We start from the raw sequence: 21,582 nt of genomic DNA on the forward strand, positions 1-21,582 counted from the left end.
GGCAGCGGCTGGCAGGCCGCGCCGCCCGCCAGCGCCAGCCCGCGCAGGAAGGCGTCGTCGCCGAGCACGGCGCCGGCCAGGCGCGGCACCGCCTGCAGCGTGCCGCCGCCGTGCAGCCAGACCGAATTGACGGCCGGCTTGCCGGCGGCCTCGCGGGCCTGGTTGACGCGGTGGTCGTGCCAGGTCATCTGGATCTCGTTCTGGACGCGGCGCCAGTCGCGCGCGCGCTCGCCGGCCTGCATCCACATGTCGATATTGCGCCCGCTGGCGCGCAGCGGGCTGGTGGCGACCAGCGGGCCGAACGCGGCCTCGGGCAGGTACCAGCGCGCCGGCTGCGGCGTTTCCAGCACGATGCCCGATTCCTCCAGCAGGCCGGCCACCGCCGCGTGCAGCGCCGCCGCCTCGTCGGCGCGCAGGCCCAGGTGGGCCGGATTCATCAGCACCAGGTGGTCGCGCGCGGCGTGGATGTGCACCGGCTGCAGGCAGGCCCAGGCCTGGCCGCCGCCGTTACCGTCGCCGCCGTCGTCCGGCAGGCCCGCGGCGGCGCGGTCGGCCAGCCGCATGAAGGGGGCGCTGGGCACGCGGGTGGTGTCCAGCCCGGCGCGCCCGGCCAGCCAGCGCTCGTGCGGCAGCGAGCGCAGGAAGGGATCGTCGTGCCGCTCGCGCGGGCCGGGGCTGGCGCGGGTCAGCAACTTTCCGAGCGCCGGCAACTCCAACTGGCGCAGCAGCGCCTCCAGCATGGCGTCGTTGCCGCCGCCGTCCGCGTCGGTCGCGGCGCCCGGCGGCACGGAAAAGGGCACAATCAGGGTCAGGTGCGTCATCATGATGGCCGAGATTGTAAACTTCCGGCTGGCGGGCGGCGGAAATATCGCCCGGACAGGCGTCGGCGGCAGCACCGCCGGCGGTGCCGGCGACGTGGCGCCGGCGTTTCTCCTCAACGACAGGGATCCTCTTGAACTTTCCGTACGAATGGCAGATCGGCTGGCGCTACACCCGCGCCAGCAAGCGCGCCAGCCGCAACACCTTCATTTCCTTCATCTCGATGATCTCCATGCTCGGCATCGCGCTGGGCGTGGCGGCGCTGATCGTGGTGCTGTCGGTCATGAACGGCTTCCAGAAAGAGGTGCGCGACCGCATGCTGTCGGTGCTCTCGCACATCGAGGTGGTCGGTCCGGGCGCGCTGCCCGACTGGCAGAAGACCGCCGCCGAGGCCGAGCGCAACAAGGAAGTGATCGGCGCGGCGCCCTATGTGGCGGCCCAGGCCATGCTGACCCGCGAGGAAGCCGTGCGCGGCGTGCTGCTGCGCGGCGTCGAGCCCGGCCAGGAGCCCAAGGTCTCCGACATCGGCAAGCAGTTCCGCGCCGGCAGCATGGACAGCCTGGCGCCCGGCAGCTTCGACATCGCGCTCGGCAACGAACTGGCCAACGCGATCGGCGTGCAGGTCGGCGACAAGGTCACGCTGGTGGTGCCACAGGGCACCATCACGCCGGCCGGCGTGCTGCCGCGGCTCAAGCAGTTCACCGTGACGGGCATCTTCTCGTCCGGCCATTTCGAGTTCGACAACGCGCTGGCGCTGATCAACCTGCAGGACGCCGAGACCCTGTTCCGGCTGGCCGGCCCGACCGGCGTGCGCCTCAAGCTGAGCGACATGCAGCGCGCGCCGCAGGTGGCCGACGAACTGGCCGGCACGCTCTCGGGCGAGCTCTACCTGCGCGACTGGTCCAAGCAGAACCGCAACTGGTTCGCCGCGGTGCAGACCGAGAAGCGCATGATGTTCATCATCCTCACGCTGATCATCGCGGTGGCGGCCTTCAACCTGGTGTCCACGCTGGTCATGACCGTGACCGACAAGCAGGCCGACATCGCCATCCTGCGCACGATGGGCGCGCAGCCGAGCTCCATCACCAAGATCTTCATCGTGCAGGGCGTGGCGATCGGTTTCATCGGCACGCTGGCCGGGGTGGCCGGCGGCGCGCTGATCGCCTGCAACATCGACGTGATCGTGCCCTTCATCGAGCGGCTGCTGCACGTGCAGTTCCTGCCGCGCGACATCTATTTCATCAGCGAACTGCCTTCGGACCCCCGCGTGAACGACATCGCCACCATCGGCATCCTCTCCTTCGTGCTGGCCACGCTGGCCACGCTCTACCCAAGCTGGCGCGCCGCCCGCGTCAACCCGGCGGAGGCGCTGCGCTATGAGTGAAGCCATGCTGCGCAGCGCCCCCGAAGGCACCGCCGCGTCCGTGCCGGCCGCGCCCGCCGGCACCCCGGTGCTGATGGCCGAGGGCCTGACCAAGCGCTTCCGCCAGGGCGGCCTCGACGTGACCGTGCTCAAGGGCGTGGACGTGCGCGTCGACGCCGGCGAGAAGGTGGCCATCGTCGGCGCGTCGGGCTCGGGCAAGAGCACGCTGCTCCATGTGCTGGGCGGGCTGGACAACCCGGACAGCGGCCGCGTCGCGCTCAAGGGCAAGCCGTTCACCGCGCTGCGCGAGAGCGAGCGCAATATCGCGCGCAACCGCGACCTGGGCTTCATCTACCAGTTCCACCACCTGCTGCCCGAGTTCACCGCGCTCGACAACGTGGCCATGCCGATGCGCATCCGCGGCCTGAAGCAGGGCGAGGCGCGCGCCGCGGCGCAGGCCGTGCTCGAGCGCGTGGGCCTGGGCGAGCGCGCCCAGCACCGCCCCGGCGAATTGTCCGGCGGCGAGCGCCAGCGCGTGGCGATCGCGCGCGCGCTGGTGGGCAGCCCGGCCTGCGTGCTGGCCGACGAGCCGACCGGCAACCTCGACGACCACACCGCGGGCGGCGTCTACGACCTGATGCTGGAACTGTCGCGCACGCTCGGCACCAGCTTCGTGATCGTGACCCACGACCTCGACCTCGCCAGCCGCTGCGACAGCGTGCTGCGCCTGCGCGACGGGCACCTGCACCGCGAGCGCTGAAGCGCGCAGGACGCCACCGCCCATGTGGATCGACACCCACTGCCATCTCGACGCCGCCGAGTTCGACGCCGACCGCGATGCCGTCGCGGCTGCCGCGGCCGCGGCCGGCGTGAGCGGCATCGTGCTGCCGGCGGTGGCGGTGTCGAATTTCGCCGCGGTGCGCGCGCTGGCGCGGCGCCACGCGGGCTGCGTCTACGCGCTCGGCATCCATCCGCTCTACACGCCCGGCGCCGGGCAGGCCGATCTCGATGCGCTGCGGCGCGAGGTGGCGGCCTCGCTGGACGATCCGCGCTTCGTCGGCATCGGCGAGATCGGCCTCGATTTCTTCGTGCCCGGGCTCGACGCGCAGCACCAGGCCTGGATCTACGGCGAGCAGCTCAAGCTCGCGCGCGAGTTCGACCTGCCGGTGCTGCTGCACGTGCGCAAGTCGCAGGACCAGGTGGCGGCGCAGCTGCGCCGCGCGGGCGTGCGCCAGGGCATCGCCCATGCGTTCAACGGCAGCCCGCAGCAGGCGCGCGGCTTCGTCGACCAGGGCCTGAAGCTGGGCTTCGGCGGCAACATGACCTTCAGCCGCGCGAAGCAGATCCGGCGCCTTGCGCAGGAACTGCCGCTCGAGGCCATCGTGCTGGAGACCGACGCGCCCGACATCGCGCCCGCCTGGCTGTCCGACGACCAGTTCGGCGAGCAGCACAAGGCGCGCAACACGCCCGCCGAAACGGCCGGCGTGGCGCGGGCGCTGGGCGAGCTGCGCGGCATCGGCGCGCCCGCGCTGGCGCAGGCGATGTGGCGCAACTCGGTGGCCGCGCTGCCGCGCCTGGCGGCATTCGAGGCCACCATGTTCCCGGCCGGCGCTTTGTCCGCCGACTCGTTCGCCGGCACGTCCACCGACAAGCCCGCCGACACAAACGGCAACCCTTCCGTTTCTTCCTGACAAGTTTTCCGCCGCGCGCCGGCCGTATAAACGGACCCTGGTGAATTCGTCCGGGAATCCGCATGCGTCTGGTCCTGATCGCCTTCGTGGCGGGAAGCTGGTGGCTGCAGCAGCAAGGCGCGCTGCCGGGCCGCGCGGCCGGCTGGGCGCTGGCGGCGGCGGGCCTGCTGGCGGCGCTGCTCGCGGTCCTGCTGCGCGCCCGGCATCCGGCCCGGGCGCGCGCGGCCCTGTGTGCGTTCTCCGCGCTGGCCGGCTTCGGCTGGTCGGCGTGGCGCGCGGACGCGCGGCTCGGCGAGCGGCTGGCGCCGGCGCTCGAAGGCATCGACCTCGTCGTGAGCGGCGTGGTCGCGGGACTGCCCGCGCCGGCTGCGCGCGGGCAGCGCTTCGAGTTTGCGCCCGATGCCGTGCCCGGGATTTCACGCGATACCGTGTCCTATCTCGCCTCCGATACCGCACCCGACGCCGCACCCGATGCGCCGGCCGGCGGCGCGCGCTCCGCGCCGCGCCTGCCGCCGCGCGTCGTGCTCGGCTGGGAGGACGCGCCGGACGGCCTGCTGCCGGGCCAGCGGCGCGTCTTCGCGCTGCGCCTGACGCGGCCGCGCGGGCTGGCCAACCCGCACGGCTTCGACTACGAATTCTGGCTGCTGGCGGCCGGGCTCGGCGCCACCGGCTACGTGCGCGCCGAGCGCGCACCGCCACGCGAGGCCGTGGGCGAGCGGCTGGAATGGCGCATCGCGCGCTGGCGCGCGCGCGTGCGCGAACACGTGCTCGCCAGCCTGCCCGCCGGCGCGCGCTTTGGCCCGGTGCTGGCGGCGCTGGTGGTGGGCGACCAGCGCGGCATCCAGCCGCGCGACTGGACCTTGTTCACGCGCACCGGCATCGGCCATCTGATCAGCATCTCGGGCCTGCACATCACCATGATCTCGGGCCTGTGCGGCGCGCTGGTCCACTGGCTGTGGCGGCATTCGCTAGGCCTGGGGCATTGGCTGCGCCGGCCCCTGCCACTGTGGTGGCCGGCGCGGCGCGCGGCGCTGGTGGCGGCGGTGCTGGCGGCGTTCGCCTACGGCCTGCTGGCGGGCATGCAGGTGCCGGCGCAGCGCACCGTGTCGATGCTGGCGGTGGCGGCGCTGGCGCTGTGGAGCGGGCGCGCGCCGCCGGCCTCGCTGGTGCTGGCGTGGGCCGCGTTCGCGGCGGTCGCGCTCGATCCGTGGGCGGTGCTGGCGCCCGGCTTCTGGCTGTCGTTCGGCGCGGTGGGCGTGATTTTCCTGGCTGCCGCCCGGCCGGCGCGCGGGCCGGGCGCCGCGCGCTGGCCGCGGCTGCGCCACGCGCTGGCGCAGGCCGCGCGCACGCAGTGGGTGGTGACGATCGGGCTGGTGCCGCTGACGCTGCTGCTGTTCGGGCAGGTCTCGGTGATCTCGCCGCTGGCCAACGCGGTGGCGATCCCGCTGGTCAGCCTGGTGGTCACGCCGCTGGCGCTGCTGGCCGCGGCCATGCCCGCGCCGCTGGCGGGCTGGCTGCTGGCGCCGGCCCATCTGCTGCTGGCGTGGCTGGCGGCCGCGCTGGAGGCGCTGGCGGCACCGCCGTGGGCGGTCTGGCAGGCGGCGCGCGCGGGGCCGCTGGCCGGCGCGCTGGCCACGTTCGGCGCGCTGCTGTTGCTGGCCCCGCTGCGCTGCGGGCTGCGCGCGCGCCTGCACGGCGTGGCGCTGCTGCTGCCGATGGTGGTGGCGGGGCGGCAGCCGGTCGCGCATGGCGAGTTCCGCGCCACGGCGCTCGACATCGGGCAGGGCACGGCGGTGCTGGTGGAGACGCGCTCGCGCGTGCTGCTGTACGACGCCGGGCCGGCCTACGGCTGGGGTGCCGGCGCGGCGCAGCCCGGCAACAGCGCCGGCGCGCGCGTGATCGTGCCGTACCTGCGCGGCGCCGGCGTGCACGCGCTCGACCGCCTGGTCATCAGCCATGAAGACGCCGACCATGCCGGCGGCGCGCGCGACGTGATGGCGGCGCTGCCGGTGCGCGACCTGCTGACCGCCGCGCCGGCCGGGCATCCGCTGCTGGCGCCGCCCGACGGCGTGGCGCCGCCGCCAGCGCGGCCATGCGCGGCGGGGCAGCGGTGGCAATGGGACGGCGTGGCATTCTCGATGCTGCATCCGCTGCCGGCGGCGGCGGGCAATACCGCGCTCGACAGCAATGCGCGCTCGTGCGTGCTCAAGGTGGCGGGCAGCGCGCGCAGCCTGCTGCTGACCGGCGACATTGGCCGGCGCGACGAGGCCGCCTTGCTGGCGCGCCTGCCGGCGCAGGACCTGCGCGCGGACTTCCTGCAGGCGCCGCATCACGGTAGCGGCACCTCGTCGGGCGCGTCGTTCCTGGCGGTGGTGTCGCCGGAGCTGGCGCTGTTCCAGCTCGGCTACCGCAACCGCTACCGGCATCCGCGCGCCGACGTGTGGGCACGCTATGCCTCGCGCGGGATCGCGCGCTACCGCAGCGACGAAACCGGCGCGGTCCAGCTCACGACGCGCGGCGCGGCCTACGTGCTGCGGGCTTACCGGCAGCACGAGCGGCGCTACTGGCGCGCGGCGCCGGCTGCGCCCGATCCTGGCGATCCTGCGCCCGAGCCCCCGCCTGGGGGCCGGCCTGAACCCCGGCCTGGACCCCCTTGACCCGGGCCGGCTCGGCCTGCGCGATGCGGCGCTCGCGCAGGTGCGCCTTGGCGCGCTGCAGGCCGGCGGAGACGATGTCGGCGCGCTCGAGCGCCACGCCGGCGGCGAGCACGTCGCCCAGCACCAGGTGGCAGATGCGCGAGGTCATCGGCGTGTAGACCTCGTTGTCTTCCTCCACGTCGGAGAACACGCAGACGTCGGCCAGCTTGGCCAGCGGCGAGCCGCTGTGCGTCAGCGCCAGCACGCTGGCGCCGCTGGCGCGCGCCAGCGTGGCGGCGGCCAGCATGTCCCAGGTGCGGCCGCTGTTGGACACCAGCACCGCCACGTCGCCGGGGCCCAGCAGCGCGGCCGACATGCTGAACACGTGCGAGTCCGAATACGCGGTGGTGGGAATGCCCAGGCGGAAAAACTTGTGCTGGATGTCCAGCGCGACGATGCCCGAGTTGCCGCAGCCGTAGAACTCGATGCGGTGCGCGGCGGCGAGCAGCTTGATGCCGTGCTCGATCTGGTCCGCCGAGAGCGCGTTGCGCACCGTCATCAGCGTGGCGATGGTGCGGTCGAACACCTTGCCGGCGATGTCGGCGGGACGGTCCTCGGCCTTGACGTCCTGGTGCACGAAGGGCGTGCCGCCGCCCACGTTCTGCGCGAACTGCAGCTTGAACTCGCGGAAGCCGTCGTAGCCGAGCGCGGCGCAGAAGCGCGCGATGGTCGGCTGCGACACGCCGGCGCGCTCGGCCAGTTCGGGCATGGACAGGCGGATCACGCTGGCGCCGTGGCGCGCCACGTAGTCGGCCAGGCGGCGTTCGGAGGGGCGGAGCGTGTCGTAGACGGCAAGGATTCGTTCGCGCATGTCGGCAGGCGGGTCTCTCGTGCCCGCGCGCGCCGGACATGGCTGCCGGGATCGCGCGGGCTTGGGGTTCGATTGGGAATGTAGATATTCTACAGAATTCGCGCTGAGATTCGTCCGGCACCGCGCTAGGGGATGGCTAGGGATTTCACCTATGGAGCCGGAATATGCCGTGCTTTCGCCGCTTTGTGATGTGCTGGCGGGGTGCGCGGCGAAAGTCTTTCGATATAATGTAGAAAATCTACACAAAAAAACGTTCACGGAACCACCGGACACACCATCAGGAACTCCCACGAATGTCGCAAGCCCTCCATTCCGAAGTGCAGGCCGTCACCGCGCGCGTGGCCGCGCGCAGCCAGCGCAGCCGCGCCGCTTACCTGGCGCGCTGCGAGCGCGCCCAGCGGGAGCTGGGGCCGCTGCGCGGGCTGTCCTGCGCCAACCTGGCGCACGGCCTCGCGGCGCTGCCCGCGCATGACAAGCTCAAGCTGCGCGTCGAGCATGCCGCCAACCTGGGCATCGTCACGGCCTACAACGACATGCTGTCGGCCCACCAGCCCTACGAGCGCTATCCCGGCGTGATCCGCGAGGCCGCGCGCGCGGTGGGCGCGGTGGCGCAGGTGGCGGGCGGCGTGCCGGCGATGTGCGACGGCATCACGCAGGGCAACCCGGGCATGGAGCTGTCGCTGTTCTCGCGCGACGCGATCGCGATGGCCACGGCCGTATCGCTGTCGCACAACACCTTCGACGCCGCGGTGATGCTCGGCGTGTGCGACAAGATCGTGCCGGGACTGCTGATGGGCGCGCTCCAGTTCGGCCACCTGCCAGTGGTGTTCGTGCCGGCCGGGCCGATGGCCACGGGCCTGTCGAACAAGGAAAAGGCGCGCGTGCGCCAGCTCTACGCGACCGGGCAGGTCGGCCGCGAGGCGCTGCTGGAAGCGGAATGCGAGGCCTATCACGGCGCCGGCACCTGCACCTTCTACGGCACCGCCAACAGCAACCAGTTCCTGATGGAGATCATGGGCCTGCACATGCCGGGCGCGGCCTTCGTCCATCCCGACAGCGGCCTGCGCGACGCGCTCACCGCGGCCGCCGCGCAGCGCGCGCTGGCGCTCTCCGCGCGCGGCCCGGACTACCTGCCGCTGGCGCGCATCGTCGACGAGCGCGCCGTGGTCAACGCCATCGTCGGCCTGCTGGCCACCGGCGGCTCGACCAACCACACCATCCACCTGGTGGCGATGGCGCGCGCGGCCGGGATCGTGATCGACTGGGACGATTTCGACCGCCTGTCGCGCATCACGCCGCTGCTGGCGCGGGTCTATCCGAACGGCTCGGCCGACGTCAACCATTTCCACGCCGCCGGCGGCGTGGCCTACGTGATCGGCCAGCTGCTCGAAGCCGGGCTGCTGCACGAAGACGTGGAGACCGTGGCCGGGCGCGGACTGGCGCGCTACACGCAGGAGCCGGTCATGACCGGCGGCGCGCTGCGCTGGCGCGACGGCCCCGCCGCCAGCGGCGACGCCGCGGTGCTGGCCAGCGCGGCCGCGCCGTTCTCGCCCGAGGGCGGGCTGCGCCTGCTGCGCGGCAATCTCGGCCGCGGCATGATCAAGGTCTCGGCGGTGGCGCCGGAGCACCGCGTGGTGGAGGCGCCGGCGCGCGTGTTCGATTCGCAGGAAGGCCTGCAGGCCGCCTTCGAGGCGGGCGAGCTGACCGGCGACGTGGTCGCGGTGGTGCGCTTCCAGGGCCCCAACGCCAACGGCATGCCGGAGCTGCACCGCCTCACGCCGGTGCTCGGCTCGCTGCAGGACGCCGGCCACAAGGTGGCGCTGGTGACGGACGGCCGCATGTCGGGCGCGTCCGGCAAGGTGCCGGCCGTGATTCATGTGGGCCCGGAAGCACTTGCGGGCGGCCCGCTGGCGCGCGTGCGCGACGGCGACCGCATCCGCGTGGACGCCGTGGCCGGCACGTTGGAATGGCTCGGCGGCGCGGATGGCGCGTCCGGCCTCGCGGCGCGCGCGCTGGCGCCGTCGCCCGACGACGACTTCGCCCGCTTCAGCGTCGGCCGCGGCCTGTTCGGCCTGTTCCGCCGCCACGCGCGCACCGCGGAGGAGGGCGGCAGCGCGCTCGACCTGTCCGAGGCCGACGCGCCCGGCGCTGTCCAAACCGCCGCGGCCGTCGCACAATAGTCCGCGCCCCCAAGGCCGCTTTCCTCTTTTTTGTGGCCTTGCCCGCCGCCTGGCGGGCAAGGCAGCCCCGAGCCGGTGCATGCCAGGTCCTGGCATGGCTGCATGGCCGCGCGGTTCGCCAGGAACCGCCCGGCGCGGCGCGGGGACTACCGACAAGGATGGGACAACCATCCGAACACGATCGCTGGAGCAGACATGATCTACATCCTGATGGGCGTTTCCGGCAGCGGCAAGACCACGGTCGGCCAGTTGCTGGCCAAGACCCTGCATTGCGGCTTCCATGACGCCGACGAATTCCACAGCGCGGCCAACAAGGAGAAGATGCACAACGGCATCCCGCTGACCGACGAAGACCGCTGGCCCTGGCTGGGCGCGCTGCGCGCGGCCATCGACACGGCCCGCGCCGAGGGCCGCACCCATGTGTTTACCTGCTCCGCGCTGCGCCAGGCCTACCGCGACCGCCTGACCCCGCCCGACGGCGGCGTGACCTTCGTCTACATGAAGGGCGACGCCGCCGTGATCGGCGGGCGCCTGTCCGGGCGCAGCGACCATTTCTTCAACCCGGCCCTGCTGCAGAGCCAGTTCGACACGCTGGAGGAACCGCGCGACGCGCTGGTGCTCGACATCCGGCAGCCGCCCGAGGCGCTGGTGCAGCGCATCCTGGCCGAAGTCCCCGCCACCGCCGCGGCACGCTGAGCCCTCGCCGGCCTCCGCGGGCGCTTTTGCGCCGCGCACGCGCGGGCTGGCAGACATCTTGCTACATTCCCTTGCGATGGCGCGAACGCCTGCCGCTTGCGGCTTTCGCGGTCATGGGTATCATCCCAGTTAGGACAGCACTTCGACGCATGGCCCGCGGCCTTGACCGCCGGGCCCCGGGTGGTGGCCTCGAAATGCTGTGCCGGGAAGAACAAGCCAATCAAAACGGGATCGCCGGCAGGCTGAGCGGCGCCCAAATCATGGGGGAACGGCCATCATGGCGGCGCGGTTTTTCGACGAGATGCTCGATTGGCAAGATGGCGTGGCGGCAGCAATCCACGCGGGGCAGGCCCTGCCGGCAGGCGCGGTGCGCGCGCACTACAAGCAGTTTGCAGAGTGGCTGGCGCGGCAGTCCGAAGGGACGATGGGCAACAAGCGCGCGGAAGCGGACCTGATCTTCCGGCGCGTGGGCATCACCTTCGCCGTCTACGGCGACAAGGACGAGTCCAACAGCGGCACCGAGCGGACCATCCCGTTCGACGTGATTCCGCGGATCTTCCCGGCCAGCGAGTGGGCCACGCTGGAGCGCGGCCTGCGCCAGCGCGTGTCGGCGCTGAACCGCTTCATCCACGACATCTACCACGGCCAGGACATCATCCGCGCGGGCGTGATCCCGCCCGACCAGATCTACAACAACGCCCAGTACCGGCCCGAGATGCTCGGCATCGACGTGCCGCGCGACATCTACGCCCACGTGGCCGGCATCGACGTGGTGCGCGCGGGCGAGGGCGAGTTCTACGTGCTGGAAGACAACCTGCGCGTGCCCTCCGGCGTGTCCTACATGCTGGAAAACCGCAAGATGATGATGCGGCTGTTCCCGGACCTGTTCGCGCGCAACCGCGTGGCGCCGGTGGCCCACTATCCCGACCTGCTGCTCGACATGCTGCGCAGCGTGTCGCCGCAGAGCATCGCCGACCCGACCGTGGTGGTGCTCACGCCCGGCATGTACAACTCCGCCTATTTCGAGCATGCGTTCCTGGCCCAGCAGATGGGCGTGGAGCTGGTCGAGGGCAGCGACCTGTTCGTGCAGGACGAGCATCTCTACATGCGCACCACGCAGGGGCCGCAGCGCATCGACGTGATCTACCGCCGCGTCGACGACGACTTCCTCGACCCGCTGGTGTTCCGCCCCGACTCCACGCTCGGCGCGGCCGGGCTGCTGTCGGTCTACCGCGCCGGCAACGTGACCATCTGCAACGCCATCGGCACCGGCGTGGCCGACGACAAGTCGATCTACCCGTACGTGCCGGACATGATCCGCTTCTACCTGGGCGAGGAAGCCATCCTCAACAACGTGCCGACCTACATGTGCCGGCGCCCCGACGACCTGCAATACGTGCTCGACCACATGGACCAGCTGGTGGTCAAGGAAACCCACGGCGCCGGCGGCTACGGCATGCTGGTGGGCCCGGCCGCCACGCGCGCGGAGATCGACACCTTCCGCGAGGTGGTGCGCTCGCGCCCCGAGCAGTACATCGCCCAGCCCACGCTGGCGCTGTCGACCTGCCCGACCTACGTGGAGTCCGGCATCGCGCCGCGCCACATCGACCTGCGGCCGTTCGTGCTGTCCGGCAAGGACGTGCGCATGGTGCCCGGCGGGCTCACGCGCGTGGCGCTGCGCGAGGGCTCGCTGGTGGTCAATTCGTCGCAGGGTGGCGGCACCAAGGACACCTGGGTGCTGGAGCGCTGAGCGCCGCGCGCAACGAATGCTTGAGATGACCCGCGCCGCCGCCGCTGCCAGCGCGGCCGGCGCGGACGAACCGCGCAGTACGAGGGGACCGACCATGCTAAGCCGCACCGCCGACCATCTGTTCTGGATGGCGCGCTATACCGAACGCGCGGAGAACACCGCGCGCATGCTCGACGTGAATTACCAGACTTCGCTGCTGCCGCAATCGGCGGAGGTGGCGGAGCAGGGCTGGTGGGCGATGCTCGACATTTCCGAGCTGACCACCGTGTTCGACCACAAGTACGGCCTGCTCACGCGCGACGACGTGATCGACTTCATGGTGCGCGACATGACCAACGCGTCGTCGATTATGAGCTGCCTGCGCGCGGCGCGCGAGAACGCGCGCGCGGTGCGCGGCTCGCTCACCACCGAGGTGTGGGAGACCATCAACACCACCTGGCTGGAAGTGCAGCGCATGATCGCCGACGGCGTGCTGCGCGAGGACCCGGCGCAGTTCTTCGAGTGGGTCAAGTTCCGCTCGCACCTGGCGCGCGGCGTGCAGTTCGGCACCATGCTCAAGGACGACGCCTTCCACTTCATGCGGCTGGGCACCTTCCTCGAGCGCGCCGACAACACCGCGCGCATTCTCGACGTGAAGTTCCAGGCCAGCACCGTGGACGACAGCGACCCCAATCGCGACGCCAACGACTTCTATCACTGGGCGGCGGTGCTGCGCTCGGTGTCGGGCTTCGAGGTCTACCGCAAGATCTACCGCACGGTGATCACGCCCGAGCGCGTGGCCGAGCTGCTGGTGCTGCGCCCGGACATGCCGCGCTCGCTGGTGTCGAGCATGGACGAGGTGGTGTCGATCCTGGCGCTGGTGGGCAACCAGCATTCGTCGGAGACCGAGCGGCAGGCTGGTAAACTCCATGCCGACTTGAAATACGCGCGCATCGACGACATCTTCGCCGTCGGCCTGCACGCCTACCTGACCAGTTTCCTGGAGCGCATCGGCGACCTCGGCAATGGCATCAGCCGGGATTTCCTCGTGCCGCTGCTGGCTGCCTGAACTCCGTGGTGGTCGCGCCGGCCTCGCCACATCGTGAAATACAAGATCCGCCACAAGACCGTCTACCGCTACGCCGAGCCGCCGCGCCGCAGCGTGCACGAGCTGCGCCTGGCGCCGCGCTCGGGCCCGCTGCAGACCGTGCGGCAGTGGCAGGTGTCGGCGCCGGGCAGCCTGTCGGAGGCGCGCGACGGCTTCGGCAACATCGTGCACAGCTTTACCGTGGCCGGCCCGGCGCATACGCTGGTGATCGAGGCCAGCGGCGTGGTGGAAGTGACGCCGCCCGCGGCCGGCGGCGCGCCGCTGTTCTGCGATGCGCCGCCGGCCGGCGAGGCGCGCGTGTCGCCGCTGTACTACCTGGGCGGCACGCCGCTGACCGCGGCGCCGCCGGAGATGGTCCGCTTTGCCGCGCCTTACCTCGCGGCCGGGCATGAGGTGCCCGCGCTGCTGGCGCTGGCCGACGGCATCGCGCGGCGCGTGCGCTACGCGCCGGACAGCACCGACGTGGGCACCTCGGCCGGCGAGGCGTTCGCGCTCGGCAGCGGCGTGTGCCAGGACCAGGCCCAGGTGATGGTGGCGTGCTGCCGCGCGCTGGGCGTGCCGGCGCGCTACGTCAGCGGCTATTTCTACGACCCGGCCGCGGCGGCGCTGGCCGGCCATGCCTGGGCCGACATCTGCGTGGATGCGGACAAGGAACTGTGGTGCAGCGTCGACGTGACGCACCGCTGCCTGAGCGACGCGCGCCACGTGCGCCTGGCGGTGGGGCGCGACTACCGCATGGCCGCGCCGGTGCGCGGCGTGCGCCACGGCGGCAGCGGCGAGCAGATGGCGGTGGAGATCGCCATTGCACCGCAGCGGTGAATGCGGTGGTGCGTGGCGCACCACTGGTGGGCGCGCGCGCCGGTTCCGCGCGCGGGGCCGCGGCGCTAGAATGCTGCATTCGTTGATGTGGCCTCGGTGCGCCCCTGATGCCGGCGGCGCGCCGGCGCCGGACATGCACCATAACAAGACAAGATCATGACGTATTGTGTTGCCATGCGGCTCGACGCCGGCCTGGTGTTCCTCTCCGACTCCCGCACCAACGCCGGCGTCGACGCGATCTCCAGCGCGCGCAAGATGACCGTGTTCGAGGAACCCGGCGACCGCGTCATGGTGCTGCTCACCGCCGGCAACCTGGCCATCAGCCAGTCGGTGCGGCAGGTGCTGGCCGAAGGGCGCGACGAGAAGCGCTCGCTGTGGACCGCGCGCGACATGTTCGAGGCCGCCACCATCGTCGGCGACGCGGTGCGCCAGGTGCACAAGCACGATGCCCACGCGCTGCGCGAGGCCGGCATCGAGTTCAACGTGAGCCTGATCTTCGGCGGCCAGATCCGCGGCGAGCGGGTGCGCCTGTTCAATGTGTACGCGGCCGGCAACTTCGTCGAGGCCACGCCCGAGAACTGCTACTTCCAGATCGGCGAGGCCAAGTACGGCAAGCCGATCATCGACCGCGTGGTGGAGCCGTCGCTGCCGCTGGGCGAGGCCGCCAAGTGCGCGCTGATCTCGATGGACTCCACGCTCAAGTCGAACATCTCGGTGGGGCTGCCGCTGGACCTGCTGGTCTACGAGGCCGACTCGCTGCGCGTGAGCCGCTTCGTCAACATCGACGAGAAGAACGCCTATTTCCGCATGATCCGCGACACCTGGGGCCAGCGCCTGCGCCAGGTCTTCGGCGAGATCCACGACCCGGAATGGGATGCCGCGGCGCCGGCCGAATTCCCGCTGGCGCGCCAGGGCGAGGCCGACCGCTGGGGCCAGCCGGTGCGCGCCAAGCGCGAGCGCAGCGGCGGGCGCGGCTGAAGGCGCCGGCCAGGGCGCGGCCAGGGTGAGGTGAGGGGCAAGCGGCGCATGCGCCGCAGCGCGCCGCGGGCACGAAGGGCGGGCGCGCGGAGGGGGCAGGTGAAGGTCCGCTTGTCACAAATGCGGCGGTGCAGCAGGCAGCCGCTCATGTATAATCCCGATTTCCCCGGCAAGCTCGGTTTATGACCAAATTCGTCTTCGTCACCGGTGGCGTCGTCTCTTCTCTCGGCAAGGGCATCGCTGCTGCTTCGCTCGCGGCCATTCTCGAGTCGCGCGGCCTCAAAGTCACCCTCCTCAAGCTAGATCCCTACATCAACGTCGACCCCGGCACGATGAGCCCCTTCCAGCATGGCGAGGTGTTCGTCACGGAAGACGGCGCGGAAACCGACCTCGATCTCGGCCACTACGAGCGTTTCGTCTCGGCCAAGATGCGCAAGTCGAACAACTTCACCACGGGCCAGATCTACGAGTCGGTGATCCGCAAGGAGCGCCGCGGCGAATACCTCGGCAAGACCGTGCAGGTGATCCCGCACATCACCAACGAGATCCAGGCCTTCATCGAGCGCGGCGCGGCCGCCTCGCACGGCGGCAAGGCCGACGTGGCGCTGGTGGAGATCGGCGGCACCGTGGGCGACATCGAATCGCTGCCGTTCCTGGAAGCGGCGCGTCAGATGAGCCTGCGCATGGGCCGCAACCACGCCGCCTTCGTGCACCTGACGCTGGTGCCGTTCATCGCCAGCGCCGGCGAGCTCAAGACCAAGCCGACCCAGCACTCGGTGCAGAAGCTGCGCGAGATCGGCATCTCGCCGACCGCGCTGCTGTGCCGCGCCGACCGCCCGATCCCCGACGACGAGCGCGCCAAGATCTCGCTGTTCGCCAACATCCCGCAGGAAGCCGTGATCTCGGTGTGGGACGTGGACAGCATCTACAAGATCCCGCAGATGCTCAACGAGCAGGGCCTCGACCGCCTGATCTGCGAGGAACTGCGCCTCGACCCGAAGCCGGCCGATCTCTCCATGTGGCAGCGCCTGGTCAATGCCCAGGAAAACCCGCAGCACGAGATCACCATCGGCATGGTCGGCAAGTACGTCGACCTGACCGAGTCCTACAAGTCGCTGATCGAGGCGCTGCGCCACGCCGGCATGCACACCGCCACCCGCGTGAACATCGAGTACATCGATTCCGAGGAGCTCGAGTCGGGCCATCTGGAAGTGCTCGCGCCGCTGGACGCCATCCTGGTGCCGGGCGGCTTCGGCAAGCGCGGCACGGAAGGCAAGATCCGCGCGATCCAGTACGCCCGCGAGAACAAGGTGCCGTACCTCGGCATCTGCCTGGGCATGCAGTTGGCCGTGATCGAGTTCGCCCGCCACGTGGCCGGCATGACCGACGCCAACTCGACCGAATTCAACCTCGAGACCGAGCACCCGGTGGTGGCGCTCATCACCGAGTGGGTGGACCGCGAAGGCAAGGTCGAGCAGCGCTCGGCCGACTCCGACCTGGGCGGCACCATGCGCCTGGGCGCGCAGCGCGTGCCGGTCAGGGCCGACACCAAGGCCGGCCAGATCTACGGCGCCGAGGTCAACGAGCGCCATCGCCACCGCTACGAGGTCAACAACCACTACGTGCCCACGCTGGAAAAGGCGGGCATGGTGATCTCGGCGCGCACCCCGACCGAGGACCTGCCCGAGATGATGGAGCTGCCCGACAGCCTGCATCCGTGGTTCGTCGGCGTGCAGTTCCACCCGGAATTCACCTCCACCCCGCGTGACGGCCATCCGCTGTTCAAGGCCTACGTGGAAGCGGCGCTGGCCAGCCAGAAGAGCAAGGCGGCCTGAGGGCCCGGCACCGCGCAAGCAGGAGACTAGTAGCGATGAAACTCTGCGGCTTCGAGGCTGGCCTGGACCAGCCCTTCTTCCTGATCGCCGGCCCGTGCGTGATCGAGTCCGAGCAGATGGCGCTGGATACCGCCGGCGAGCTCAAGGCGATCACCGGCGCGCTCGGCATCCCGTTCATCTACAAGTCCTCGTTCGACAAGGCCAACCGCTCGTCGGGCAAGAGCTTCCGCGGGCTGGGCATGGAAAAGGGCCTGGAGATCCTGGCCACGGTCAAGCGCGAGATCGGCGTGCCGGTGCTCACCGACATCCACGAGATCGACGAGATCAAGCCGGTCTCGGCCGTGGTCGACGTGCTGCAGACGCCGGCCTTCCTGTGCCGGCAGACCGATTTCATCCGCGCCTGCGCGCAGAGCGGCCGCCCCGTCAACATCAAGAAGGGGCAGTTCCTGGCGCCGCACGACATGAAGAACGTCATCGACAAGGCCCGCGACGCCGCGCGCGAGGCGGGCCTGCCCGAGGACAGCTTCATGGCCTGCGAGCGCGGCGTCTCGTTCGGCTACAACAACCTGGTCTCGGACATGCGCTCGCTGGCGATCATGCGCGAGACCGGCGCCCCGGTGGTGTTCGACGCCACCCACTCGGTGCAGCTGCCGGGCGGGCAGGGCACCAGCTCGGGCGGCCAGCGCGAGTTCGTGCCGGTGCTGGCGCGCGCCGCGGTGGCGGTCGGCATCGCCGGCCTGTTCATGGAAACGCACCCGGACCCGAGCAAGGCCATGTCCGACGGCCCCAACGCGGTGCCGCTGTCGCGCATGAAGGAACTTCTGTCGGTGCTCCGGGACCTCGACGCGCTGACCAAGCGCGCCGGTTTCCTGGAAGACAACTTCGGCTGGCCGGCCTGCGCCTGAGCCCGCCGGCCTGCCGCGCCGCCGGGGGCGTCCGCTGACGGAAGCTCCCGGCCGGTGACGGATCGTATCGAAAGACAATACAAAAACTTCGGAGACACGCATGCCCGCCGGCTATATCATCGCCTACGTCGATGTGACCGATCCCCAGCAGTACGAGCAGTACAAGGTGCTGTCGAGCAAGGCCATCGCGGCGCACGGCGCTGAGATCCTGGTGCGCGGCGGCAAGACCGAGCAGCTCGAGGGCGAATTGGCGCCGAGCCGCGTCGTGGTGCTGAAATTCCCCGATTACGAGGCCGCGAAGGTGTTCTATGCCTCCGAGGAATACGGTGCCGCGCGCGCCGCGCGCGAGCATGCCGCGAAGATGAACATGATCGTGGTGGAAGGCGCCTGACATATTGGTCGGGCATCATCCGCGCTGATCCCGGTCAGCAGCAAGATTCAAAACAGTCAGAGAGGAATTCATGAGTGCAATCGTAGATATCATCGGTCGCGAAGTTCTCGACTCGCGCGGCAACCCGACGGTCGAGTGCGACGTCCTGCTGGAATCCGGCGTGATGGGCCGCGCGGCGGTGCCGTCGGGCGCGTCCACCGGCTCGCGCGAAGCCATCGAGCTGCGCGACGGCGACAAGTCGCGCTACCTGGGCAAGGGCGTGCTGAAGGCGGTCGAGCACATCAACACCGAGATCTCCGAAGCCATCATGGGCCTGGACGCTTCCGAGCAGGCCTTCCTGGACCGCACCCTGATCGACCTCGACGGCACCGACAACAAGAGCCGCCTGGGCGCCAACGCCACGCTGGCCGTGTCGATGGCGGTGGCGCGCGCCGCCGCCGAGGAAGCCGGCCTGCCGCTGTACCGCTACTTCGGCGGCTCGGGCGCGATGCAGATGCCGGTGCCGATGATGAACATCGTCAACGGCGGCGCGCACGCCAACAACAGCCTGGACATCCAGGAATTCATGATCATGCCGGTGTCGCAGACCAGCTTCCGCGAAGCCCTGCGCTGCGGCGCCGAGGTGTTCCACGCGCTCAAGAAGATCCTGGCCGACAAGGGCATGTCCACCGCGGTCGGCGACGAAGGCGGCTTCGCGCCGAACTTCGCTTCCAACGAGGAATGCCTGAACGCCATCGTGCAGGCCGTCGAGAAGGCCGGCTACCGCGTCGGCGAAGACGTGCTGCTGGCGCTGGACTGCGCCGCCAGCGAGTTCTTCCGCGAAGGCGAGGACCTGTACCACCTGGACGGCGAAGGCCTCAAGCTGACCTCGACCCAGTTCGCCGACTACCTGGCCAACCTGTGCGACAAGTTCCCGATCGTGTCGATCGAGGACGGCATGGCCGAAGGCGACTGGGAAGGCTGGAAGACGCTGACCGACAAGCTCGGCAAGCGCGTGCAGCTGGTGGGCGACGACCTGTTCGTCACCAACACCAAGATCCTCAAGGAAGGCATCGAGAAGGGCATCGGCAACTCGATCCTGATCAAGATCAACCAGATCGGCACGCTGACCGAGACCTTCGCCGCCATCGAGATGGCCAAGCGCGCCGGCTACACCGCCGTGATCTCGCACCGCTCGGGCGAGACCGAGGACAACACCATCGCCGACATCGCGGTGGGCACCAACGCCGGCCAGATCAAGACCGGCTCGCTGTCGCGCTCGGACCGCATCTCGAAGTACAACCAACTGCTGCGCATCGAGGAAGACCTCGGCGACATCGCCAGCTACCCGGGCAAGAGCGCCTTCTATAATCTGCGCTAAGCCCGCGTCATGCGCCGGCCGCGGATAACCCTCATCGCGGCCGGCGCCGACGGCCCCGACCTCTTCTGCAAAGCGCCGGAATCCCTATGCGCCTGATCTCGCTGCTGCTGTTCGTGCTGTTGCTCGCCATTCAGTACCCGCTGTGGCTGGGCAAGGGCGGCTGGCTGCGCGTGTGGGACATGGACAAGCAGGTGCAGGAGCAGAGCGCGCGCAACCAAGCGCTCAAGCTGCGCAACGCCAAGCTGGAAGGGGAAGTGAAGGACCTGCAGGATGGCACCGGCGCCATCGAGGAGCGTGCCCGCTACGAGCTGGGCATGGTCAGGGACGGCGAGGTGTTCGTGCAGTTCGTGGCGCCCGCGCCCAAGGTCAGCGCCACGCCGCCGCTGCCCCCGCCGCCGAATTCGCCGGCCGGCGGCAGCCACTAGCACCGGCGCCGCGCATGGCGCCCGCCGCGGGTGCTGTCATGCCGCCGGCGGGATTCGCCGGTCCGGCGATTCCCCGTTTTTCCCTCGTTTTCCCTCCCGTTTTCCCCGAATTGCAGCTACCTGTCGCGGCTCGCATTGCCGTGGCGGGCGGCGTCTCGTCCACGCGCGCCGGCGTCTTGCCGCCTCATTGCTGCCGCCCCATTACCACCAGTACGGATAACCGCCCCAACCCCAGCCCGGATAACCATATCCGCTGCTGAAGCCGACGCCGCCGCCCCAGTGGCGCCCGCCCCAGCCGCCGTAATACAGGTTCCAGCTCGGCGACGGGTAGGCGTAATAGGAATAGGCGCGCGCGTAGGCCTCGGCCTGCTGCTGGCGCGCGATGGCGGCGTCCTGCTCGCGCAGGATGTCGCGGTTCAGCGTGCCCAGCTTCTGGCTTTCCTCGGGGGTGATCGGCGCGGGCGGGATGCTGTTGGGCACCAGCCGCGCGGTCGGCGGCGAGCCGTTGATGTCGCGCGGCAGCCCGGCGCAGCCGCCCAGCAGCGCGGCGCCGAGCAGCAGCATGCCAAGCGCGCCCGGCAGGCGCCGCGCCACGGCGGCAGGCGCGTTCGGAGACGGGTTCGGAGACGGGTTCGGAGACAAAGCGGACATGATATTTCCCCTGGCTCTGGTGGGTCACTGACGCTTGGACCCCGGCGTACCGGGCAAAGGTTCCGCCGGGCCCGGCCGCCGCCCGCCGCTCAGTGCTGCTGGCTGGCGCCGTCGCCGGCGCCGGTGGCCACCGGCACCGGCGTGAACAACTGGGCGCAGTCGACCGGGTCGAAATGATATTGCTGGCCGCAGAAATCGCAGTGGATCTCCACGTTGCCGCGCTCCTCCAGGATGCTCTCGATCTCGGCGCGGCCCAGGTTCTGCAGCATGCCGGCCACCTTGGGGCGCGAGCACGAGCAGTGGAAATGCGGGCCGAGCGGCTCGAACACGCGCACGCCGGCGGCCTGCAGGTCTTCCCAGAACAGGCGGCGCAGCAGCGTGTCGGGGGTCTCGGCCAGCAGCTCGCCGGCCTTGAGCGTGGCGCCGAGCTGGCAGGCGCGGTCCCAGGTGTCGAGGTCCTGCGCGCGGGCGCTCTCGGCCAGCGGCGCGCCGGTCTCGCCGACCTGCGCCGGGGCGCGGCCGGCGTGGCCTTCCAGGGTGCCGCCGTAGCTCGGCAGCTTCTGCAGCAGCATGCCGGCGGCGACCTGGTCGTCGGCGGCCAGCCACAGGCGCGTGTCGAGCTGCTCGGACGAGCGCATGTAGTGCTCGAGCACCGCGGCCATCGAGTCGAACGCGCCATGCGCGTCGGCCAGCGGCACGATGCTCTGGTAGGCCTGCTGGCCCGGCAGCTTGTCCTGCGGGTCCAGCGTGATGGCGAAGCGGCCGCCGCCGCGCACGTTGACCAGGTCGGCCAGCGTGGCGTCGTCGGCCACCTGCGCGCCCTCGGCCAGCTTGGCGGTGGCGCGCATCGACAGATCGGACAGGCATTCCACCACCAGCATGCGCACCGGGCCGTCGCCGTGCACCTGCATCACCAGCGCGCCGTTGAACTTCAGGTTGGCGGTGAGCAGGGCGGCCGCGGACATCATCTCGCCCAGCAGCCGGCGGACCGGCGCGGGATATTGATTGCGGCGCAGCACATCCTGCCAGGTGGCGCGCATGCGCACCAGTTCGCCGCGCACGGGGGCCGCGTCGAACAGGAATTTCTGCAGGATGTCGGGGGAGGTGGAGTCAGTCACGATGGTC

18 protein-coding genes and 1 pseudogene are annotated in these 21,582 nt (G+C 70.6%); 15 read left to right on the forward strand and 4 right to left on the reverse strand.

The annotated features are described in order from the left end of the window. A partial coding sequence (locus K206_RS0105675) for a hypothetical protein (protein WP_020201445.1) occupies nucleotides 1-824 on the reverse strand: 824 nt, incomplete at its 3' end. Between the two features lie 128 nt (nucleotides 825-952). Here K206_RS0105675 and K206_RS0105680 point away from each other — a divergent pair. From K206_RS0105680 to K206_RS41410, 4 genes and pseudogenes are all read left to right on the forward strand, one after another. Then, on the forward strand, nucleotides 953-2,203 hold the full coding sequence (locus K206_RS0105680) for a lipoprotein-releasing ABC transporter permease subunit (protein ID WP_020201446.1): 1,251 nt from the start codon (nucleotides 953-955) through the stop codon (nucleotides 2,201-2,203). Beyond that, entirely contained in the window at nucleotides 2,196-2,942 is a 747-nt protein-coding gene (gene lolD, locus K206_RS0105685) for a lipoprotein-releasing ABC transporter ATP-binding protein LolD (protein ID WP_029043274.1), read from the forward strand. Before K206_RS0105680 ends, lolD begins: the two co-directional genes overlap by 8 nt. Nucleotides 2,943-2,964: 22 nt before the next feature. Next, complete coding sequence (locus tag K206_RS0105690) at nucleotides 2,965-3,873, forward strand: TatD family hydrolase (protein WP_020201448.1); 909 nt, start codon at nucleotides 2,965-2,967, stop codon at nucleotides 3,871-3,873. A gap of 62 nt (nucleotides 3,874-3,935) precedes the next feature. Next, nucleotides 3,936-6,356 (forward strand): annotated as a pseudogene (locus K206_RS41410) (DNA internalization-related competence protein ComEC/Rec2); the annotation flags it as partial. A 22-nt stretch (nucleotides 6,357-6,378) separates the two neighbouring features. On the opposite strand, the gene K206_RS0105700 reads toward K206_RS41410, so the two are convergent. Beyond that, a complete protein-coding gene (locus K206_RS0105700) occupies nucleotides 6,379-7,380 on the reverse strand; it encodes a MurR/RpiR family transcriptional regulator (RefSeq protein ID WP_020201450.1) in 1,002 nt (333 codons plus the stop codon). A gap of 293 nt (nucleotides 7,381-7,673) precedes the next feature. On the opposite strand from K206_RS0105700, the gene edd reads away from it, so the two are divergent. From edd to ftsB, 11 genes are all read left to right on the forward strand, one after another. Next, nucleotides 7,674-9,560, forward strand: a complete 1,887-nt coding sequence (edd, locus tag K206_RS0105705) for a phosphogluconate dehydratase (protein WP_020201451.1) — start codon at nucleotides 7,674-7,676, stop codon at nucleotides 9,558-9,560. 195 nt (nucleotides 9,561-9,755) lie between these two features. Further along, nucleotides 9,756-10,256 (forward strand): gluconokinase, encoded by a 501-nt coding sequence (locus K206_RS0105710; protein ID WP_020201452.1) that lies wholly within the window; start codon nucleotides 9,756-9,758, stop codon nucleotides 10,254-10,256. 277 nt (nucleotides 10,257-10,533) lie between these two features. Beyond that, nucleotides 10,534-12,006 carry a circularly permuted type 2 ATP-grasp protein gene (locus K206_RS0105715; RefSeq protein ID WP_020201453.1) on the forward strand — a complete coding sequence of 491 codons (1,473 nt, stop codon included), beginning with the start codon at nucleotides 10,534-10,536 and terminating at the stop codon, nucleotides 12,004-12,006. Nucleotides 12,007-12,100: 94 nt separating this feature from the next. Further along, on the forward strand, nucleotides 12,101-13,054 hold the full coding sequence (locus tag K206_RS0105720; protein ID WP_020423689.1) for an alpha-E domain-containing protein: 954 nt from the start codon (nucleotides 12,101-12,103) through the stop codon (nucleotides 13,052-13,054). 33 nt (nucleotides 13,055-13,087) lie between these two features. Beyond that, nucleotides 13,088-13,912: a transglutaminase family protein gene (locus K206_RS0105725; protein WP_020201455.1), complete on the forward strand. Its 825-nt coding sequence runs from the start codon at nucleotides 13,088-13,090 to the stop codon at nucleotides 13,910-13,912. Nucleotides 13,913-14,068: 156 nt separating this feature from the next. Continuing rightward, nucleotides 14,069-14,890 (forward strand): peptidase, encoded by an 822-nt coding sequence (locus tag K206_RS0105730; RefSeq protein ID WP_196812841.1) that lies wholly within the window; start codon nucleotides 14,069-14,071, stop codon nucleotides 14,888-14,890. A 182-nt stretch (nucleotides 14,891-15,072) separates the two neighbouring features. Next, the gene (locus tag K206_RS0105735; RefSeq protein ID WP_020201457.1) at nucleotides 15,073-16,725 is read left to right on the forward strand and encodes a CTP synthase; all 1,653 of its coding nucleotides are present in this window, start codon (nucleotides 15,073-15,075) and stop codon (nucleotides 16,723-16,725) included. Between the two features lie 35 nt (nucleotides 16,726-16,760). Further along, nucleotides 16,761-17,630, forward strand: a complete 870-nt coding sequence (gene kdsA, locus K206_RS0105740; RefSeq protein ID WP_020201458.1) for a 3-deoxy-8-phosphooctulonate synthase — start codon at nucleotides 16,761-16,763, stop codon at nucleotides 17,628-17,630. Nucleotides 17,631-17,730: 100 nt separating this feature from the next. After that, nucleotides 17,731-18,021, forward strand: coding sequence for a DUF1330 domain-containing protein (locus K206_RS0105745; protein WP_020201459.1), 291 nt, complete (start codon nucleotides 17,731-17,733; stop codon nucleotides 18,019-18,021). A 70-nt stretch (nucleotides 18,022-18,091) separates the two neighbouring features. Then, nucleotides 18,092-19,381 carry a phosphopyruvate hydratase gene (gene eno, locus K206_RS0105750; protein ID WP_020201460.1) on the forward strand — a complete coding sequence of 430 codons (1,290 nt, stop codon included), beginning with the start codon at nucleotides 18,092-18,094 and terminating at the stop codon, nucleotides 19,379-19,381. 86 nt (nucleotides 19,382-19,467) lie between these two features. Beyond that, the gene (ftsB, locus tag K206_RS0105755; protein ID WP_020201461.1) at nucleotides 19,468-19,806 is read left to right on the forward strand and encodes a cell division protein FtsB; all 339 of its coding nucleotides are present in this window, start codon (nucleotides 19,468-19,470) and stop codon (nucleotides 19,804-19,806) included. 201 nt (nucleotides 19,807-20,007) lie between these two features. On the opposite strand, the gene K206_RS0105760 is transcribed toward ftsB, so the two are convergent. Both K206_RS0105760 and K206_RS0105765 read right to left on the reverse strand, forming a co-directional pair. Beyond that, entirely contained in the window at nucleotides 20,008-20,457 is a 450-nt protein-coding gene (locus K206_RS0105760) for a hypothetical protein (protein ID WP_029043275.1), read from the reverse strand. A gap of 89 nt (nucleotides 20,458-20,546) precedes the next feature. Beyond that, nucleotides 20,547-21,575 carry an Hsp33 family molecular chaperone HslO gene (locus tag K206_RS0105765; protein ID WP_020201463.1) on the reverse strand — a complete coding sequence of 343 codons (1,029 nt, stop codon included), beginning with the start codon at nucleotides 21,573-21,575 and terminating at the stop codon, nucleotides 20,547-20,549. Between the last annotated feature and the right edge of the window lie 7 nt (nucleotides 21,576-21,582).

Origin of the sequence: Cupriavidus sp. WS, from assembly GCF_000395345.1 — a bacterium.
Taxonomy (GTDB): domain Bacteria; phylum Pseudomonadota; class Gammaproteobacteria; order Burkholderiales; family Burkholderiaceae; genus Cupriavidus; species Cupriavidus basilensis_B.

Coding starts and splice junctions, on each gene's coding strand:
- kdsA (WP_020201458.1), top strand. CDS start 16,761: ATGAAACTCTGCGGCTTCGAGGCTGGCCTGGACCAGCCCTTCTTCCTG.
- K206_RS0105710 (WP_020201452.1), top strand. CDS start 9,756: ATGATCTACATCCTGATGGGCGTTTCCGGCAGCGGCAAGACCACGGTC.
- lolD (WP_029043274.1), top strand. CDS start 2,196: ATGAGTGAAGCCATGCTGCGCAGCGCCCCCGAAGGCACCGCCGCGTCC.
- eno (WP_020201460.1), top strand. CDS start 18,092: ATGAGTGCAATCGTAGATATCATCGGTCGCGAAGTTCTCGACTCGCGC.
- K206_RS0105690 (WP_020201448.1), top strand. CDS start 2,965: ATGTGGATCGACACCCACTGCCATCTCGACGCCGCCGAGTTCGACGCC.
- ftsB (WP_020201461.1), top strand. CDS start 19,468: ATGCGCCTGATCTCGCTGCTGCTGTTCGTGCTGTTGCTCGCCATTCAG.
- K206_RS0105715 (WP_020201453.1), top strand. CDS start 10,534: ATGGCGGCGCGGTTTTTCGACGAGATGCTCGATTGGCAAGATGGCGTG.
- edd (WP_020201451.1), top strand. CDS start 7,674: ATGTCGCAAGCCCTCCATTCCGAAGTGCAGGCCGTCACCGCGCGCGTG.
- K206_RS0105730 (WP_196812841.1), top strand. CDS start 14,069: ATGACGTATTGTGTTGCCATGCGGCTCGACGCCGGCCTGGTGTTCCTC.
- K206_RS0105720 (WP_020423689.1), top strand. CDS start 12,101: ATGCTAAGCCGCACCGCCGACCATCTGTTCTGGATGGCGCGCTATACC.
- K206_RS0105760 (WP_029043275.1), bottom strand. CDS start 20,457: ATGTCCGCTTTGTCTCCGAACCCGTCTCCGAACCCGTCTCCGAACGCG.
- K206_RS0105735 (WP_020201457.1), top strand. CDS start 15,073: ATGACCAAATTCGTCTTCGTCACCGGTGGCGTCGTCTCTTCTCTCGGC.
- K206_RS0105745 (WP_020201459.1), top strand. CDS start 17,731: ATGCCCGCCGGCTATATCATCGCCTACGTCGATGTGACCGATCCCCAG.
- K206_RS0105700 (WP_020201450.1), bottom strand. CDS start 7,380: ATGCGCGAACGAATCCTTGCCGTCTACGACACGCTCCGCCCCTCCGAA.